At 65.2% G+C, this 16,208-nt stretch carries 11 protein-coding genes and 1 pseudogene; 6 read left to right on the top strand and 6 right to left on the bottom strand.

All coding sequences use genetic code 11. The features are described from left to right. Window positions 1–252: 252 nt before the first annotated feature. The 3 genes and pseudogenes from P5W98_RS11175 to purN all read right to left on the bottom strand — a co-directional run bounded on the left by P5W98_RS11175 (window position 253) and on the right by purN (window position 3,837). Window positions 253–1,575: pseudogene (locus P5W98_RS11175) on the bottom strand (mechanosensitive ion channel family protein). Window positions 1,576–1,735: 160 nt separating this feature from the next. Continuing rightward, window positions 1,736–3,127 (bottom strand): RsmB/NOP family class I SAM-dependent RNA methyltransferase, encoded by a 1,392-nt coding sequence (locus P5W98_RS11180; protein WP_421024584.1) that lies wholly within the window; start codon window positions 3,125–3,127, stop codon window positions 1,736–1,738. Beyond that, window positions 3,124–3,837: a phosphoribosylglycinamide formyltransferase gene (gene purN, locus P5W98_RS11185; RefSeq protein ID WP_421024585.1), complete on the bottom strand. Its 714-nt coding sequence runs from the start codon at window positions 3,835–3,837 to the stop codon at window positions 3,124–3,126. The genes P5W98_RS11180 and purN overlap by 4 nt, the downstream gene beginning before the upstream one ends. A gap of 176 nt (window positions 3,838–4,013) precedes the next feature. Here purN and P5W98_RS11190 point away from each other — a divergent pair, with 176 nt between their 5' ends. The 6 genes from P5W98_RS11190 to dut all read left to right on the top strand — a co-directional run bounded on the left by P5W98_RS11190 (window position 4,014) and on the right by dut (window position 11,382). Beyond that, complete coding sequence (locus tag P5W98_RS11190; RefSeq protein WP_421024586.1) at window positions 4,014–5,009, top strand: bifunctional riboflavin kinase/FAD synthetase; 996 nt, start codon at window positions 4,014–4,016, stop codon at window positions 5,007–5,009. Between the two features lie 170 nt (window positions 5,010–5,179). Beyond that, window positions 5,180–8,032: an isoleucine--tRNA ligase gene (gene ileS, locus P5W98_RS11195; protein ID WP_421024587.1), complete on the top strand. Its 2,853-nt coding sequence runs from the start codon at window positions 5,180–5,182 to the stop codon at window positions 8,030–8,032. Continuing rightward, entirely contained in the window at window positions 8,032–8,550 is a 519-nt protein-coding gene (gene lspA, locus P5W98_RS11200) for a signal peptidase II (RefSeq protein WP_421024588.1), read from the top strand. The genes ileS and lspA overlap by 1 nt, the downstream gene beginning before the upstream one ends. A gap of 86 nt (window positions 8,551–8,636) precedes the next feature. After that, window positions 8,637–9,809 carry a bifunctional phosphopantothenoylcysteine decarboxylase/phosphopantothenate--cysteine ligase CoaBC gene (gene coaBC, locus P5W98_RS11205; RefSeq protein WP_434662566.1) on the top strand — a complete coding sequence of 391 codons (1,173 nt, stop codon included), beginning with the start codon at window positions 8,637–8,639 and terminating at the stop codon, window positions 9,807–9,809. A gap of 67 nt (window positions 9,810–9,876) precedes the next feature. Continuing rightward, window positions 9,877–10,914, top strand: a complete 1,038-nt coding sequence (locus P5W98_RS11210; protein ID WP_421024590.1) for an LLM class flavin-dependent oxidoreductase — start codon at window positions 9,877–9,879, stop codon at window positions 10,912–10,914. 21 nt (window positions 10,915–10,935) lie between these two features. Continuing rightward, complete coding sequence (dut, locus tag P5W98_RS11215) at window positions 10,936–11,382, top strand: dUTP diphosphatase (protein ID WP_421024591.1); 447 nt, start codon at window positions 10,936–10,938, stop codon at window positions 11,380–11,382. A gap of 95 nt (window positions 11,383–11,477) precedes the next feature. On the opposite strand, the gene P5W98_RS11220 is transcribed toward dut, so the two are convergent. From P5W98_RS11220 to clpS, 3 genes are all read right to left on the bottom strand, one after another. Further along, window positions 11,478–12,890, bottom strand: a complete 1,413-nt coding sequence (locus tag P5W98_RS11220; protein ID WP_421024592.1) for an amino acid permease — start codon at window positions 12,888–12,890, stop codon at window positions 11,478–11,480. Between the two features lie 174 nt (window positions 12,891–13,064). Next, complete coding sequence (clpA, locus tag P5W98_RS11225; protein WP_421024593.1) at window positions 13,065–15,356, bottom strand: ATP-dependent Clp protease ATP-binding subunit ClpA; 2,292 nt, start codon at window positions 15,354–15,356, stop codon at window positions 13,065–13,067. Next, entirely contained in the window at window positions 15,353–15,667 is a 315-nt protein-coding gene (gene clpS / locus P5W98_RS11230; protein ID WP_028205276.1) for an ATP-dependent Clp protease adapter ClpS, read from the bottom strand. The genes clpA and clpS overlap by 4 nt, the downstream gene beginning before the upstream one ends. Window positions 15,668–16,208 lie beyond the last annotated feature (541 nt).

Genomic DNA, 16,208 nt, shown 5'->3' on the forward strand with positions numbered 1-16,208 from the left:
AAAGCGGCCAGGAGGGGTTGGACGGCATTCTACTAGAACCATTCCAAGTGTTTGTAACAAATAGAGATTTTTTTCCCAAATGGCCGCGACGTCAATTGACGGACACACATTTGAGGCTGTTTGTCACACCTGTCCGAGACTTTCCCTAGCCTTCGAACCCCATTTCATCGTTTGCCGCCGCGTCTGGTAGCCACAGGATCGCAGCTGCGCCTTAACCTGGCCTTAAGTTGCCTTAAGTTGCCGCAAGTAACCTCAAGTGGCCAGGGCGACGTTACCCGGCGCGGGCATCGGCCGATGGACAAGGCGCACATCGCGCTGCGCCGGCGGAACGGCGATCCCGTGCTCACCGAATAGCCGCCACACGTTGCGGTTCACGTCCGAACGCACGCCGGTCGTACCGATCGCCGCATCCTCGATCCAGAACGCCAGTTCCAGCAACGCCCCGTCGCTTCCGAACTCGACCAGAGCGGCCGTCGGCACCGGATCGGCGCAGACTCGTTTGACGCCTTGCCCGGCAAGGGCGAGCAATTGCAGCGCCAGTTCCAGGTTCGATGTGTACGCCTCCCGAACGGACAATTTCGCATAGCCCCAAGTCAAATAAGACGAGTGATTCTGCACCACGTCGGTAATCAGCTTTTCGTTGGGGATCCGCGTCTCGATGCCGTCGAGGCTGCGCACGACCGTGTAACGGCGGCGGATCTGCGTGACCCGGCCCTGAATTCCACCCACACTGATGGTGTCGCCGATACGCAACGACCGGTCCGCCAGCACAATAAAGCCCGATACATAGTTGCTGGCGATTTTCTGCAATCCGAAGCCAAGACCCACGCCGAGCGCCCCGCTGAATACGCCCAGCACGGTCAGGTCGATGCCGACCATCGACAGGCTCATTCCGGATCGCCGTCAGTACGAATGCCCCGCGCCCCCACGCGAACCGAAAAAACCTTCAGATTCGCGTCGAGCTTCGGCGAGCGCATGATGCGGTCCTCGAAGGCAATCCCGATCCACAGCGCCAGAACGAGCATCACGCCCACCGAGAGCATGGCCTGCGCGACTGCCAGCAACGTGAAATGCGTCTGGCCGGCCGCGATCCGCACGTTGGATGACCAGCGCAGGACGTCGTCGTCGAGGCCCAGCACGCGCAACACCACGCCGACCCACACGACGATGGTTGTGATGCCTTCGCTCACCACGAGCAGCCTGCGCGTGCGCCGGTCGCGCCCCAACACCCGTCGCAGGAGAAAGAAAGCCAGATAGATCAGGCCGATACCGACCACGGGAACCAGTGCGAGATCGAGCAGCGCCGTCGACATGAAGGGCCGCGCGAGCTGTCGGACCGGCACGATCAGCGCGGCAGCGCACAGCCAGAAAATGGCCCGGTAAAGGCTTTCCACTTCCAAAGTGCCGCCCGTCTCGCTGCCCTGGCGCCCGCCGCTGGAAAAACCGCCGCGCCAGCAAGGCAAGCGTCCAGGCAACCACGAGCAAGCCAGCAAGGATCAGGAGTTGCCAGCGCGTTTGCGGCAGCACGAAGAGCGAGGCGGCGCGATTGATCAGTGACGAAAGGCTGCTGTTCATGCGGTGCAACATTGTGCAAAAGAGGCGCTGAAAAGTAACCGCTCGGCGCTGCGCGTCGCCATGCATGCCGCTCAAGGAAAGCCGCAAAAAGAGCCTGAAATGACGCGGGGCCGTCCAGCTCCACCGGACGGCCCCGCGCGATCTGTCTCTAACCGTTCGCTTACTTCAGCGCCGCGTCCGGCTCGTCGGCCTCCGACTGCTGCGCCTTCGCAATAGCGTCGGCGGCTTCGGTCACGGCGGCAGCCTCGTCCGGCGTCGTGGCGGCGCCGGCCTGCTTCGTCTTCGGCTGCGCTTCGCCGCGGCGCTCCAGCACGGCCGCAAAGAAACCGTCCGTCGCATGGCGGTGCGGCCACATCGAGAGATATTCGCCGGTGTCGAGGCCCACGCGCTGGTCCGCGAGCACGTCACGCGCGCTTACCAGCACGAAGTCGGGATGGGCTTCCAGGAACTGCTTCACGACCGCTTCGTTCTCGGCTTCGAGAATGCTGCAGGTCGCATAGACGAGGCGGCCGCCGCGCTTGAGCAGCCGCGCCGCGCTCGTGAGAATCGAAAGCTGCTTGGGCGCGAGCTCGGCGATCGACTCCGGCGACTGGCGCCACTTGAGGTCAGGATTGCGGCGCAGGGTGCCGAGACCCGAGCACGGTGCATCCACGAGCACGCGGTCGATCTTGCCGATGAGGCGCTTGATCTTGGCGTCGTGCTCGCTGTCGATCAACACCGGATTCACGTTCGACAAGCCGCTGCGCGCGAGGCGCGGCTTGAGCTTCGCGAGGCGCCGTTCGGAAATGTCGAACGCATAGAGGCGGCCCGTCGAGCGCATCATCGCGCCCAGCGCGAGCGTCTTGCCACCCGCACCCGCGCAGAAGTCCACCACCATCTCGCCACGGCGGGGCGCCACGAGCGAGCACAGCAGCTGGCTGCCCTCGTCCTGCACCTCGAACCAGCCTTCCTTGAACGCGTCGAGCTTCGCCAGCGCGGGCTTGCCCGTCACGCGCACGCCGAACGGCGCGAACGGCGTCTCGCCGGCCTCGATGCCGGCCGCGGCCAGCGCGCGCAGCAGCTCGTCGCGGTTCGCCTTGATGGGGTTCGCGCGCAGATCGAGCGGCGCCGGATAATTCAGCGCGGCTGCCAGTTGCGCGAGCTCGGCCGGGTCAAAGCGCGTTTCCAGCGCTTTCATGATCCACTCGGGCAAATTGAGCTGCACGCGCTGCGGCAGGCTCGCCGGGTCGATCTTCGCGACGTGCTCGAGCCAGCTTGCCTCGGCGTCGGACACGAACGGGCGAATCGCCGAGCGCCCGGCCGTCGCCATCAGGCCGAGCAGCGCAAGGCGCCGCGTCGGGCTGCCGGTGCCGCTCTCTGCCAGATGCGCGAACTCCATGCGCCGGCGCAGCACGGCGAACACCGCCTCGGCGATCACGCCGCGCTCGGCATGGCCGAGCTTCGGGTGCTCGCGAAAGAAGCGGCTCGTCACGGCATCAGCGGGACCCGTGAACTTGAGCACGTCGGCCAGCAACGTCTCGGTCTGTCCGATCAGGAAACCATGCAATCTCATGCGCCCTCCCCGGCGTGTGTTGGTGCGCCTGCTTTTACGGCTTGTGCGCCTGTTTTTGCGTTTTCTTCCACGCTGGTCTCGTCAAGGAAGAGCCATTGCGCCTCGGGCGGCGTGAGCGTCACGCGCTCGCCATCGAGCGCGAGGCGCCCTTCGACGAACCAGCGCACCGCACGCGGATAAATCACGTGCTCGGTCTTGAGCACGCGCGCGGCGAGCGCCGCGGCGTCGTCGCCCGTGCGCACCGGCACGGCCGACTGCATCACGATCGGACCATGGTCGAGCGTGGGCGTGACGAAATGGACCGTGGCGCCATGCACGCGGCAGCCCGCGTCAATCGCCTTCTCGTGCGTCTTCAAGCCCGGAAAGCTCGGCAGCAGCGAGGGATGAATATTGAGCATGCGACCCGAATAACGCTGCACGAAGCCCTCGGTGAGCACGCGCATGAAGCCCGCGAGCACGACGAGGTCCGGCGCGTGGCTGTCGATGACCTGAGCGAGCGCCGTGTCGAACGAGGCGCGCTCGGGGTACTGGCGGTGGTCGACGACCGCCGTGGCAATGCCGTGCGAGGCGGCGAACGCAAGGCCCGCGGCGTCGGGGCGGTTGGCAACCACGGCGGCGATGCGCGCCGGCCAGGCTTCGTTTTCGCACGCGCGCACGATAGCCTCCATGTTGCTGCCCCGCCCGGAAATCAGGATGACGAGATTTTTCATCCGCGGATTTTATCATCGGGGCGGGCATCCGACGCTCGCGCGGCGGCGATCGTCGCCCCGTGCGTTTATAATCTCCTGTTTAGTCGCGGCCATGGCCGCATCACCGGTATTGATCGGCGCGCATGGCCCGCGCGCACTTTTCCAGGTTCCCTCGGGTTCCTCCAGGTTCCGCTATCGTGAGAGTCTTCCGCGGTCTTCCCAACGCTGAAAGTCGCGCGCCCTGCGCGCTTACCATCGGCAACTTCGACGGTGTCCACCGCGGACATCAAGCGTTGCTTGCGCGCGTGCGCGAGGCCGCCAACGCGCGCGGCCTGCCCGTCTGCGTGATGACCTTCGAGCCGCATCCGCGCGAGTTCTTCAATCCGGCCGGCGCCCCGCCGCGCATTGCCATGCTGCGCGACAAGCTCGAAGCGCTGCGCGAGAACGGCGTGGACCGCGTCGTGGTCGAGCATTTCAACCACACATTCGCGAGCCAGTCGCCCGAGACGTTCGTTGAGCGCATCATCGTCGGCGGCCTGCACGCGCGCTGGATGATGATCGGCGACGACTTCCGCTACGGCGCGAAGCGCGCGGGCGACTTCGCCTCGCTCCAGGCCGCCGGCGCGCAGCACGGCTTCGAAGTCGAGCAGATGGCCACCGTGGCCGACCCCTCGGGCGTGCGCATCTCCAGCTCCGCCGTGCGCGCCCAGCTCGCGGCGGGCGACCTGGACGCCGCACGCGCGTCGCTCGGCTGTGGCTACGCGATCAGCGGGCACGTCACGCACGGCCTGAAGCTCGGCCGCGATCTCGGCTTTCCCACGCTGAACCTGCCGATCGGCCATAAGCGCCCGGCGCTCAAGGGCATCTTCGTCGTGCAGGTGCACGGCATCGCCGACGAGCCGCTGCCTGGCGTCGCGAGCCTCGGCGTGCGCCCGACCGTCGACGACACGGGCCGCGTGCTGCTCGAAGTGCATCTGCTCGACTGGCATGGCGACGCCTACGGCAAGCTCGTGCGCGTCGAGTTCCTCAAGAAGCTGCGCGACGAGGAGAAGTTCGCCGACCTCGAAACGCTCACCGCCGCGATTGCGCGCGACGTGGCGAACACCCGCGCGTGGTTCGCCGCCGCGGGCGCCGGCGTGGCCGGCAGCCGCTCCACCGGCTTCGCCACCTCGGCCACCGACCGAATTAGGTAAGCCGTGGCCCGCGCGCGCGTCTCGTCCAGCAAGGCAAGACCGCGGCGCGCGCGGGCCGCTCCGCCCCACGGCGCCGCCGCCTCGGCGGTAAGCGGCGTCCAAGGCGACAGTTGCGCGGCACCGCCGCAATGCTGACGCCAGGCATCCCCCGAATTCCACGTGATCTCACCATGAGCGACAAGAAAGCATCCTCCGGCAAAGCCGCGCAGAAGTCCGAATCGAAGTACCCCGTCAATCTTCTGGACACCCCGTTCCCCATGCGCGGCGACCTGCCCAAGCGCGAGCCGCAATGGGTCAAGGAGTGGGAAGAAAAAGGCATCTACAAGCAGATCCGCGAGGCCTCGAAGGGCCGCAAGAAGTTCATCCTGCACGACGGTCCGCCGTATGCGAACGGCGACATCCACCTGGGCCACGCGGTCAACAAGATCCTCAAGGACATGATCGTCAAGGCGCGTAATCTCGCCGGCTACGACGCCGTCTACGTGCCGGGCTGGGACTGCCACGGCATGCCGATCGAAATCCAGATCGAAAAGCAGTTCGGCAAGTCGCTGCCGGCCCAGGAAGTGATGAAGAAGGCGCGCGAGTACGCGGCCGGCCAGATCGAGACGCAGAAGGCCGGCTTCAAGCGCCTGGGCGTCCTCGGCGACTGGGACAACCCGTACAAGACCATGAACTTCGTGAACGAGGCGAACGAGATCCGTGCGCTCGCGAAGATCATCGAGAAAGGCTACGTGTTCCGGGGCCTGAAGCCCGTGAACTGGTGCTTCGACTGCGGCTCGGCCCTCGCCGAGGCCGAGGTCGAGTACAAGGACAAGACCGATCCGACCATCGACGTGCTGTTCCCGTTCGCGCAACCCGAGCAGACGGCAGCCGCGTTCGGCCTCGCGGCCCTGCCGCGCGAGGAAGGCGGCATCGTGATCTGGACCACCACGCCGTGGACCATTCCGTCGAACCAGGCGCTCAACGTGCATCCGGAGATCGACTACGCGCTCGTCGACACCGAGCGCGGCCTGCTGATCCTGGCTGTCGAGCGCGTCGAAGCCTGCATGAAGGACTTCGGCCTGACCGGCAAGATCGTCGCCACGACGAAGGGCGAGAAGCTCTCGCTCCTGCGATTCAACCACCCGCTCGCTTCGGCGCATCCGGGCTACAAGCGCACTTCGCCGATCTATCTCGGCGATTACGTCACGACCGACACCGGCACGGGCATCGTGCACTCGGCGCCCGCTTATGGCGTGGAAGACTTCGTGTCGTGCAAGGCGCACAACATGGCCGACTCGGACATCATCAGCCCGGTGATGGGCGATGGCCGCTATATCGAATCGCTGCCGCTGTTCGGCGGGCTCACCATCTGGGCCGCGAACCCGAAGATCGTCGACGCGCTCGACGCCGCCGGCACCCTGCTGCGCAGCGAGAAGTACGTGCACAGCTACATGCACTGCTGGCGCCACAAGACGCCCATCATCTACCGCGCCACCTCGCAGTGGTTCGCGGGCATGGACGTCACCCCGAAGGACGGCGGCAAGACCCTGCGCGAGACTGCGCTCGAAGGCATCGAGGCGACCGCGTTCTACCCGTCGTGGGGCAAGCAGCGCCTCTACTCGATGATCGCGAACCGCCCCGACTGGACGCTCTCGCGCCAGCGCCAATGGGGCGTGCCGATGGCGTTCTTCGTGCACAAGGAAACCGGCGAGCTGCATCCGCGCACGCTGGAGCTGCTCGAGGAAGTCGCGAAGCGCGTGGAGAAGGAAGGCATCGAAGCCTGGCAGACGCTCGACGCGCGCGAGCTGATCGGCGACGACGCCAATATGTACGAAAAGAACCGCGACACGCTCGACGTGTGGTTCGACTCAGGCACGACGCACTGGCACGTGCTGCGCGGCTCGCACAAGGACGAGCTCCAGTTCCCGGCCGACCTGTATCTCGAAGGCTCGGATCAGCACCGCGGCTGGTTCCACTCGTCGCTGCTCACGGCTTCGATGCTCGATGGCCGCCCGCCTTACAACGCGCTGCTCACACACGGCTTCACGGTCGACGGCGAAGGCCGCAAGATGTCGAAGTCGCTCGGCAACGGCGTCGACCCGCATGAGGTCGCGAACCGCCTGGGCGCAGAAATCATCCGCCTGTGGATTGCCTCGACCGACTATTCGGGCGAGCTGGCGATCTCCGAAGAGATTCTCAAGCGCGTGACGGAAGGCTATCGCCGCATCCGCAACACGCTGCGCTTCCTGCTCTCGAACCTGTCGGACTTCGACTTCGAAACGCATGCGCTACCCGCCGACCAGTGGCTCGAAATCGACCGTTACGCCGTGGCGCTCACGCACACGCTGCAAAACGACGTGCTCGCGCACTACGACCGCTACGAGTTCCACCCGGTCGTGGCAAAGCTGCAGACGTTCTGCTCGGAAGACATGGGCGGCTTCTATCTGGACGTGCTCAAGGACCGCCTGTACACCAGCGCGCCCGATTCGGCCGCGCGCCGCGCCGCGCAGACCGCGCTGCACCACATCACGCACAGCCTCCTGCGCATCCTCGCGCCGTTCCTCTCGTTCACGGCCGAGGAAGCATGGAAGGTGTTCCAGCCGCAAAGCACGACCATCTTCACCGAGACGTTCCACGCGTTCCCGGATATCGGAGAGGCGCCTGAGCTGATCGCCAAGTGGACGCTCCTGCGCGAAGTGCGCGGCAACGTGACGAAGGCGCTCGAAGAGGCGCGCGTGGCGAACCAGATCGGCTCGTCGCTGCAGGCCGAGGTGCGCATTCTGGCGAGCGGCGCGCGTTACGATGCACTCACCTCGCTGGGCGAAGACCTCAAGTTCGTGCTGATCACCTCGGCGGCCGAAGTCGTGAAGGTCGAGAGCGAAGCCGACGAAGGCGTCGAAGTCGTCACCTCGAAGTACCTCAAGTGCGAGCGCTGCTGGCACTACCGCGAGGACGTCGGCGCGAACGCCGGGCACCCGGGCCTGTGCGGGCGCTGCGTGGCCAATCTGTTCGGCAACGGCGAAGCGCGGAGCGCGGCATAATGGCCAAAACGACCCTGCCGAAACAGTCGAAGTCGAGCGGCGCGCGCGGCATGCTTGCGCCGTGGCTCGGCATCGCGGTGATCGTGATCCTCGCCGACCAGCTCACGAAGATCGCCATCTCGCGGATGTTCAGCTATGGCGAAGGCCGCGTGGTCACGCCGTTCTTCAACCTCGTGCTGGTCTACAACAAGGGCGCCGCGTTCAGCTTCCTTGCGGCGGCGGGCGGCTGGCAGCGCTGGGCATTCACGGCGCTCGGCGTGGTCGCGGCCATCGTGATCGGCTACCTGCTCAAGCGCCACGCGGGGCAACGCCTCTTTTGCACCGCGCTCGCGCTGATACTCGGCGGCGCGCTCGGCAACGTGATCGACCGCCTGATGTACGGCCATGTGATCGACTTCCTCGACTTCCATCTGGGCTCGTCGCACTGGCCGGCGTTCAACGTTGCCGACAGCGCGATCACCGTGGGCGCCATCTTGCTGGTGTTCGACGAATTGCGGCGCGTGCGCAAGTCGCATTGAGCGCGCCAGCCCGAGACTGGAGACTTGATTTGAACACCTCCGCTGCAACCGAAGGCGAGCTGGCCGGCCGCCACCTCGTGCTCGGCATGACAGGCGGCATCGCCTGCTACAAGATCGCCGAGCTCACGCGCCTCCTGACCAAGGCCGGCGCGAACGTGCAGGTCGTGATGACCGAGGCGGCCACCCAGTTCATCACGCCGGTCACGATGCAGGCGCTCTCGGGCCGCCCCGTCTACACGAGCCAGTGGGACGGCCGCGTGCCCAACAACATGGCGCACATCGACCTCTCGCGCGAAGCGGACGCCATCGTCATCGCGCCCGCCTCCACCGACTTCATCGCCAAACTCGCCAACGGTTTCGCCGACGACCTGCTCGCCACGCTGTGCGTCGCGCGCGACTGCCCGCTGCTGGTCGTGCCGGCCATGAACCGGCAGATGTGGAACAACCCGGCTACGCAACGCAACGTCGCGCAACTGCGCGCGGACGGCGTGGAAACGCTCGGCCCCGACTCCGGCCCGCAGGCTTGCGGCGAAGTCGGCGACGGGCGCATGCTGGAGCCGGAAGCCATTTACGAGGCCATCGTCGCGTTCTTCGCGCCCAAGGTGCTGGCAGGCCGCAAGCTGCTGATCACGGCCGGACCGACCTTCGAGCCGCTCGACCCGGTGCGCGGCATCACGAACCGCTCGAGCGGCAAGATGGGCTTCGCGCTCGCGCGCGCGGCGCAGCAAGCCGGCGCCGAAGTGCATCTGGTCGCGGGCCCCGTTGCGCTGCCCACGCCGTGGGGCGTCCGGCGCGAAGACGTGCAGACCGCGCAGCAGATGTACGACGCCGTGATGCGCGAAGCAAGCGATGCCGATGTCTTCATCGGCGTGGCCGCGGTGGCCGACTGGCGCGTCGATCACGTTGCCGCGCACAAGATCAAGAAGACGGCCGAGCACCGCATGCCGACGTTCAGTTTCGTCGAGAACCCCGACATTCTGGCGTCGGTCGCGGCCATGCCGAATCCTCCGTACTGCGTGGGCTTCGCGGCCGAAAGCGGCGACCTCGAGGTGCACGGCGCAGAAAAGCGCGCGCGCAAGAACGTGCCGCTCCTGATCGGCAACCTCGGCCCGCTGACCTTCGGCCAGGACGAGAACGAAGTCGTGCTGTTCGAAGCCGCCGGCCGCACGCCGCTGCCGCGGGCGGCCAAGCAGGCGCTCGCGCAGACGCTGATCGCCGAAATCGCGCGGCGTCTGCCGGACCCGAGCATCATCTCGTGACGCGCACGCCGGCGCCCTCGGGCGCTGACGCGGCGCGCCGCGAACGAAGTGAAGGAGCAGTACTGCCATGACACTGCTTTCCGTGCTGGACCAGTCGCCCGTGATTGCCGGGCACACCGCGGCGGACGCCATCGCCGCCACCGTCGAACTCGCGCAACTCGCCGACGAGCTCGGCTACACGCGCTACTGGTGCGCCGAGCACCATGGCCTGCTGGGTGTATGCAACCCCGCCCCCGAAGTCATGCTCGCGCGCCTGGGCAGCGTGACCCAACGCATCCGCATCGGCTCGGGCGGCATCATGCTGCCCTACTACAGCCCGTTCAAGGTCGCCGAGCAGTTCATGATGCTCGAAGCGCTGTTCCCGGGGCGGGTCGATCTGGGCGTGGGCCGTGCGCCCGGTGGCGACATGCGCACCGCTCAGGCCGTTGCAGCAGGTGCCTACAATCGCGGCGATCAGTTTACGCAGCAGGTGCAGGATCTCGTCGGCCTGATGGACGGCACGCTCGCCGCCGACCACCTCGCGCACGGCGTGGCGCTGCAGCCGCAAATCGCCACGCGGCCGCAGCTCTGGGTGCTGGGTTCGAGCGACTTCGGCGGCGCGCTGGCTGCGCAGCTCGGGCTGCGTTTCTCGTTCGCGCATTTCATCAACGCACACTTCGGGCACCTGGTGGCCAACGCCTACCGCGACAGCTTCCAGGCCGGCCACGAACCAAAGCCGTATCTCGCGTGTGCGGTATTCGTCATCTGCGCCGACACCGATGCCGAAGCCGCCGACCTCGAAAAGGCCGTCGACCTGCGCCGCGTGCAGATGGCCTACGGCCTGAACGCGCCCATTCCGAGTCTCGAGCAGGGCCGCGCGCAGGAATACGGCGAACGCGAACAGATCGTGATCGACCGCGAAAAGCCGCGCAGCATCATCGGCACGCCCGAACGCGTCACCGAGCGCCTGCACGCGCTCAAGGACAGCTTTCGCGCCGATGAACTCGTCGTGCTGACCGTCGCGGGCAGCTACGAGGCGCGCCTGCGCTCCTACGAACTTCTCGCCGAGGCCTTCCAGTTGCCTCGGAACCGATCCAACCCGGACTCAACGCCGACCCAACCCTGACCCCGATCGAATCGGAGCCTCATGAAAATCGACATCAAGATCCTGAACGAACACATGCGCGACCAGCTGCCCCACTACGCCACGCCGGGCAGCGCCGGCCTCGACCTGCGCGCCTGCCTCGACACGCCAATCACGCTCGAACCCGGCGAAACGAAGCTCGTGCCGACCGGTCTCGCGATCCACCTGGCCGACCCCGGATACGCGGCGCTGATCCTGCCGCGCTCGGGTCTCGGCCACAAGCACGGCATCGTGCTCGGCAATCTCGTTGGTCTGATCGACTCCGACTACCAGGGCGAGCTGATGATCTCCACCTGGAACCGCGGCCACACCACTTTCACGCTCAATCCGATGGAGCGTCTCGCGCAACTCGTGATCGTGCCGGTGGTGCAGGCGCAGTTCAATATCGTCGACGACTTCGAGCAAAGCGAGCGCGGCGCAGGCGGCTTCGGCAGCACGGGCAAGCACTGAGCACTGAGCTCTGAGCGCCGCCCAAACGCGCCTGGCCCCAATCCGGCGCGCCCAGCAGCAACAAAAAAGCACGCTCACGGCGTGCTTTTTTGCGTTCACAGCGACTCCTGAGCCCGTGCGGCGGGCTGCCTGCGGCGATACCATAGCGCATATGCCGCCACGAGCACCGCGAGAAACCCGAGCCCATATGCGAGCGTCATGCGGAATTCGCGCGTGAACGCCGTGCCGACCAGAATGCCGAGCATCAGCAGCGCGCCCAGCACGCTCGTGAACGGAAAGCCCCACATGCGGAATGCGAGCGGTGCGCTCCCGTCGCGCGCGCGACGCGCGCGGAAGAAAATTTGCGTCACGAAGATCATGAACCACGTAAACATTGCGCCGAACATCGCGATCGACATCATCAGCGTGAACGCCGCCTGCGGCCAAAGCGCGTTGAGCACGGCCGCCACGGCGATGCCGATGGTCGACAGCGAGAGCGCCGCGGTCGGTACGCCATTGGGCGTGAGGCGCCCGAACACCGCAGGTGCGTAGCCCGCACGCGAGAGGCTGAACATCATGCGCGTGGTGATGTAAAGCTGGCTGTTCATGGCCGACAGCGCGGCCACAAGCACGATAAAGTTGATCGCCCCGGCCGCGTACGGCACGCCGGTTTCGGCCATCACCTTCACGAACGGGCTCTCGTTGCCGCCCGCCTCGGTCCAGGGGACGATGGCGAGCATCAGCGCGAGCGTGAGCAGATAGAACAGCACGAGGCGCAGCACCGTCGCGCGGAACGCCCGCGTGACGGCACGCGCCGGGTCTTTGGCCTCCGCTGCGGCAACCGCGATGGTTTCCACGCCGAGGTAGCTGAAAAGCGAAACGATCGTGCCCACCCACACGCCCCACCAGCCCTTGGGCAGCAGTCCGCCGTGCGACGTATAGTTCGAGAACCCCACGCCCGAACTGGCGGGCGCGCGCCACACGAACCACGCGCCGAGCACGATGAACGCGACGATCGCCGCGATCTTGAGACTGGAAAAGAGATACTCGATGGTGCCGTAGGCCCGCACGCTCATGGCGTTTACGGCGATCAACGCCGCCGAGAAGCCGACAATCCAGTAGAGCCCCGGCACGTGCGGCAGCCAGAACTTCATGTAGATGGCGATGGCCGCGACTTCAGTGCCCACGGCCAGCACGTAGGCGGACCAGTACGCGTAGCGCACGACGAAGCCGGCCAGCGGGCCGATATAGTGCTCCGCATACGCGCCGAACGAACCGGAGGTCGGGTGCGCGACGGTCATCTCGGCCAGCGCGCCCATCAGCAACAGCGCGATCAGCGCGCCAATCGCATAGGACACGAGCACGCCCGGCCCGGCAAAGCCGATGGCGAAGCCGCTGCCGAGAAAGAGCCCGGTGCCCACCGCGCCGCCGATGGCGATCATCGTCATCTGGCCCGCGGACAAGCCCTGGCGCAGCCCCTGCTCGCGCTCGACGATGGAGTCGAACGCGCCCGATTTACGTGGTACCACTATTGCACCCCTGCTTTGCGCTGACACTGTGAATGAACGCCTATTTTACTTTGTGGCGTCGCACGCACCTCGAAGACCGCATAAATCATTTCGGATTCCTGATTCTTTGGTCTCGAAATAAAACGGCGTAACCCGTAAAGGGCTACGCCGTCGTGCGTTAGCGGCAAGCAGTGCTTATTCGACTTCCACGGCTTCCGGATTGCGCGGTGCGGGTTGCGCGTCGAACGTGAGCTGGATCTTGTCCTCGGCGTCGACATCCACGGTCACGCGGCCACCATTCATGAGCTTGCCGAACAGCAGTTCGTCGGCGAGCGCACGGCGGATCGTGTCCTGGATCAGGCGCTGCATCGGCCGCGCCCCCATCAGCGGGTCGAAGCCATGCTTGGCCAGATGCTTGCGCAGCGCATCGGTGAAGAGCGCGTCGACCTTCTTCTCATGCAGTTGGTCTTCCAGTTGCATGAGGAACTTGTCGACCACGCGCATGATGATTTCCTCATCGAGCGCACGGAAGCTGATCGTCGCATCGAGCCGGTTGCGGAACTCGGGCGTGAACAGCCGCTTGATGTCGGCCATTTCGTCGCCCTGCTCGCGCCGGGTCGTGAAACCGATCGTCGACTTGTTCATCGTGTCGGCGCCCGCATTCGTCGTCATGATGATGATGACGTTGCGGAAGTCTGCCTTGCGGCCGTTGTTGTCGGTCAGCGTGCCGTGGTCCATCACCTGCAGCAGCACGTTGAAGATGTCCGGGTGCGCTTTCTCGATTTCGTCGAGCAGCAGCACGCAGTGCGGCTTCTTCGTGACGGCTTCGGTGAGCAGACCGCCCTGATCGAACCCTACGTAGCCCGGCGGCGCGCCGATCAGCCGGCTCACCGCATGGCGCTCCATGTACTCCGACATGTCGAAGCGGATCAGCTCGATGCCGAGCGTGAACGCCAGCTGACGCGCCACTTCGGTCTTGCCGACGCCCGTGGGGCCGGAGAACAGGAACGAGCCGATCGGCTTGTCGGTCTTGCCCAGACCCGCGCGCGCCATCTTGATCGAGGCCGAAAGCGCGTCGATAGCCGGGTCCTGTCCGAACACCACCGCCTTCAGATCGCGGTCGAGCGTTTGCAGTTTCGAGCGATCGTCTTGCGAGACGCTTTGCGCCGGCACGCGCGCGATCTTCGAGATGATCTCCTCGATCTCGCTCTTGCCGATGGTCTTCTTCTGCTTCGACTTCGGCAGGATGCGCTGCGCCGCGCCCGCTTCGTCGATCACGTCGATTGCCTTGTCAGGCAAATGACGGTCGGTGATGAAGCGCGCCGACAACTCGGCCGCTGCGTTCAAAGCGCCCGACGAATACTTCACGCCATGGTGCTCCTCGAAACGCGACTTGAGCCCGCGCAGGATGGCAACCGTCTGCTCCACGGTCGGCTCGACCACGTCCACCTTCTGGAAACGCCGCGACAGCGCCGCGTCTTTCTCGAAGATGCCACGATATTCCGTGAAGGTGGTCGCGCCGATGCACTTGAGCGTGCCCGACGAAAGCGCCGGCTTGAGCAGGTTCGAAGCATCGAGTGTGCCGCCCGACGCGGCGCCCGCGCCAATCAGCGTATGAATCTCGTCGATGAAGAGAATCGCGTGCGGACGCTCCTTGAGCTCCTTGAGCACGGTCTTCAGACGCTGCTCAAAGTCGCCGCGATATTTGGTGCCCGCCAGCAGCGCGCCCATGTCCAGCGAGTAGACCTGTGCGTCCGCGAGAATGTCCGGCACTTCGCCGCGCGTGATGCGCCAGGCGAGGCCTTCGGCGATGGCAGTCTTGCCCACGCCCGCTTCGCCCACGAGCAGCGGATTGTTCTTGCGGCGGCGGCACAGCACCTGCACCACGCGCTCGACTTCGAGCTCGCGCCCGATCAGCGGATCGATGCGGCCATCCTTCGCCATCTGGTTCAGGTTCTGCGTGAACTGGGCGAGCGGGGTTTCCTTCTGGCCTGCCGCGTCTTCGGCTTCGGCGTTCGCCTCGCTGGCCTTGGCTGCTTCGCCGCTGCCGGTCTTCGCGATGCCGTGCGAAATGAAATTCACCACGTCCAGACGCGTGACGCCCTGCTGTTGCAGGTAGTACACCGCGTGCGAATCCTTCTCGCCGAAGATCGCGACCAGCACGTTCGCGCCCGTCACTTCCTTCTTGCCGTTGGAGGTGGACTGGACGTGCATGATCGCGCGCTGGATCACGCGCTGGAACCCGAGCGTCGGCTGCGTATCGACGTCATCCGTGCCGGGAACCGTAGGAGTGTTGTCGTGAATAAAGTTGCGCAGGTTCTGTCGCAGGTCTTCGATATTCGCAGCGCACGCTCGCAGCACTTCCGCAGCTGTTGGGTTATCCAGCAGCGCGAGCAAAAGATGCTCGACCGTAATGAACTCATGCCGCGCCTGACGTGCTTCCATGAACGCCATGTGCAGGCTGACTTCCAGTTCCTGGGCAATCATGCTTCCTCCATCACACACTGCAGCGGGTGCCCCGCTTGCCGCGCGTGGGTAACGACTTGCTCAACCTTGGTCGACGCGATGTCCCGCGTATAGACCCCACAAACGCCCCTGCCCTCGCGATGCACCTTCAACATGATTTGTGTTGCGGTCTCGCGGTCCTTATTGAAATATTCCTGCACGACCATCACGACGAATTCCATCGGCGTGTAGTCGTCGTTCATCAGCACGACCTTGTACATGGAGGGCGGTTTGACCTTTTGCTCCTGCCGCTCCACTACGGTTGAATCCTGCTTGTCCGGGATAATCGCCATACACCCATTCTAAACAACTCGGACAGGCCCGCAATCCTGCCGAAACCCGACCGGCCGTCCGGTGAACACCGGGCTGCGGCGCCGTGCGGACAATCCCGGCGCAGCCCCGTTTTCCCGGACTCGATCAGCCTCGCCCAATCCGTACCTCAAGCCGTACTTTCGCGGGCGCCCGGCTGCGGGGCCGGTTCGAACCATTCTGCCAGCAGCTTTCGGGCCACCGTCGAATCGAGTATCGCACAACCTGCGTGCCCACGTGGGCAGCCACTGTAGGCCTGCGCACGCACGTCCGCAGATTTCGTGCTGCGGTGCATCCCATGTGAGTCGATTATGCGACTTTTCAAGACAGCTCGCGCAACTCCGATTGGATAAAAAACGAACCGGATGAGTGCATCGGCAACTGCTTACGATTTCGGCCAGACAGAGTCGCAAGAAAAGCCGGAAAAACCCTGGAATGTGCTCTTTACAACGCGTCAGATAACGTCTCAAAATATTCTTGACAGCAGAATAAAGAGCCCCAACAATCAAGCTGGCACTTTTTTCA

Source organism: Paraburkholderia sp. A1BS-2L, assembly GCF_051125205.1.
Taxonomy (GTDB): Bacteria; Pseudomonadota; Gammaproteobacteria; order Burkholderiales; family Burkholderiaceae; genus Paraburkholderia.

What these genes read in the sequence shown, in the direction of transcription:
- lspA (WP_421024588.1), top strand. Translation starts at nt 8,032, where the DNA reads ATGGCCAAAACGACCCTGCCGAAACAGTCGAAGTCGAGCGGCGCGCGC.
- P5W98_RS11210 (WP_421024590.1), top strand. Translation starts at nt 9,877, where the DNA reads ATGACACTGCTTTCCGTGCTGGACCAGTCGCCCGTGATTGCCGGGCAC.
- purN (WP_421024585.1), bottom strand. Translation starts at nt 3,837, where the DNA reads ATGAAAAATCTCGTCATCCTGATTTCCGGGCGGGGCAGCAACATGGAG.
- dut (WP_421024591.1), top strand. Translation starts at nt 10,936, where the DNA reads ATGAAAATCGACATCAAGATCCTGAACGAACACATGCGCGACCAGCTG.
- ileS (WP_421024587.1), top strand. Translation starts at nt 5,180, where the DNA reads ATGAGCGACAAGAAAGCATCCTCCGGCAAAGCCGCGCAGAAGTCCGAA.
- P5W98_RS11180 (WP_421024584.1), bottom strand. Translation starts at nt 3,127, where the DNA reads ATGAGATTGCATGGTTTCCTGATCGGACAGACCGAGACGTTGCTGGCC.
- clpA (WP_421024593.1), bottom strand. Translation starts at nt 15,356, where the DNA reads ATGATTGCCCAGGAACTGGAAGTCAGCCTGCACATGGCGTTCATGGAA.
- coaBC (WP_434662566.1), top strand. Translation starts at nt 8,637, where the DNA reads ATGACAGGCGGCATCGCCTGCTACAAGATCGCCGAGCTCACGCGCCTC.
- clpS (WP_028205276.1), bottom strand. Translation starts at nt 15,667, where the DNA reads ATGGCGATTATCCCGGACAAGCAGGATTCAACCGTAGTGGAGCGGCAG.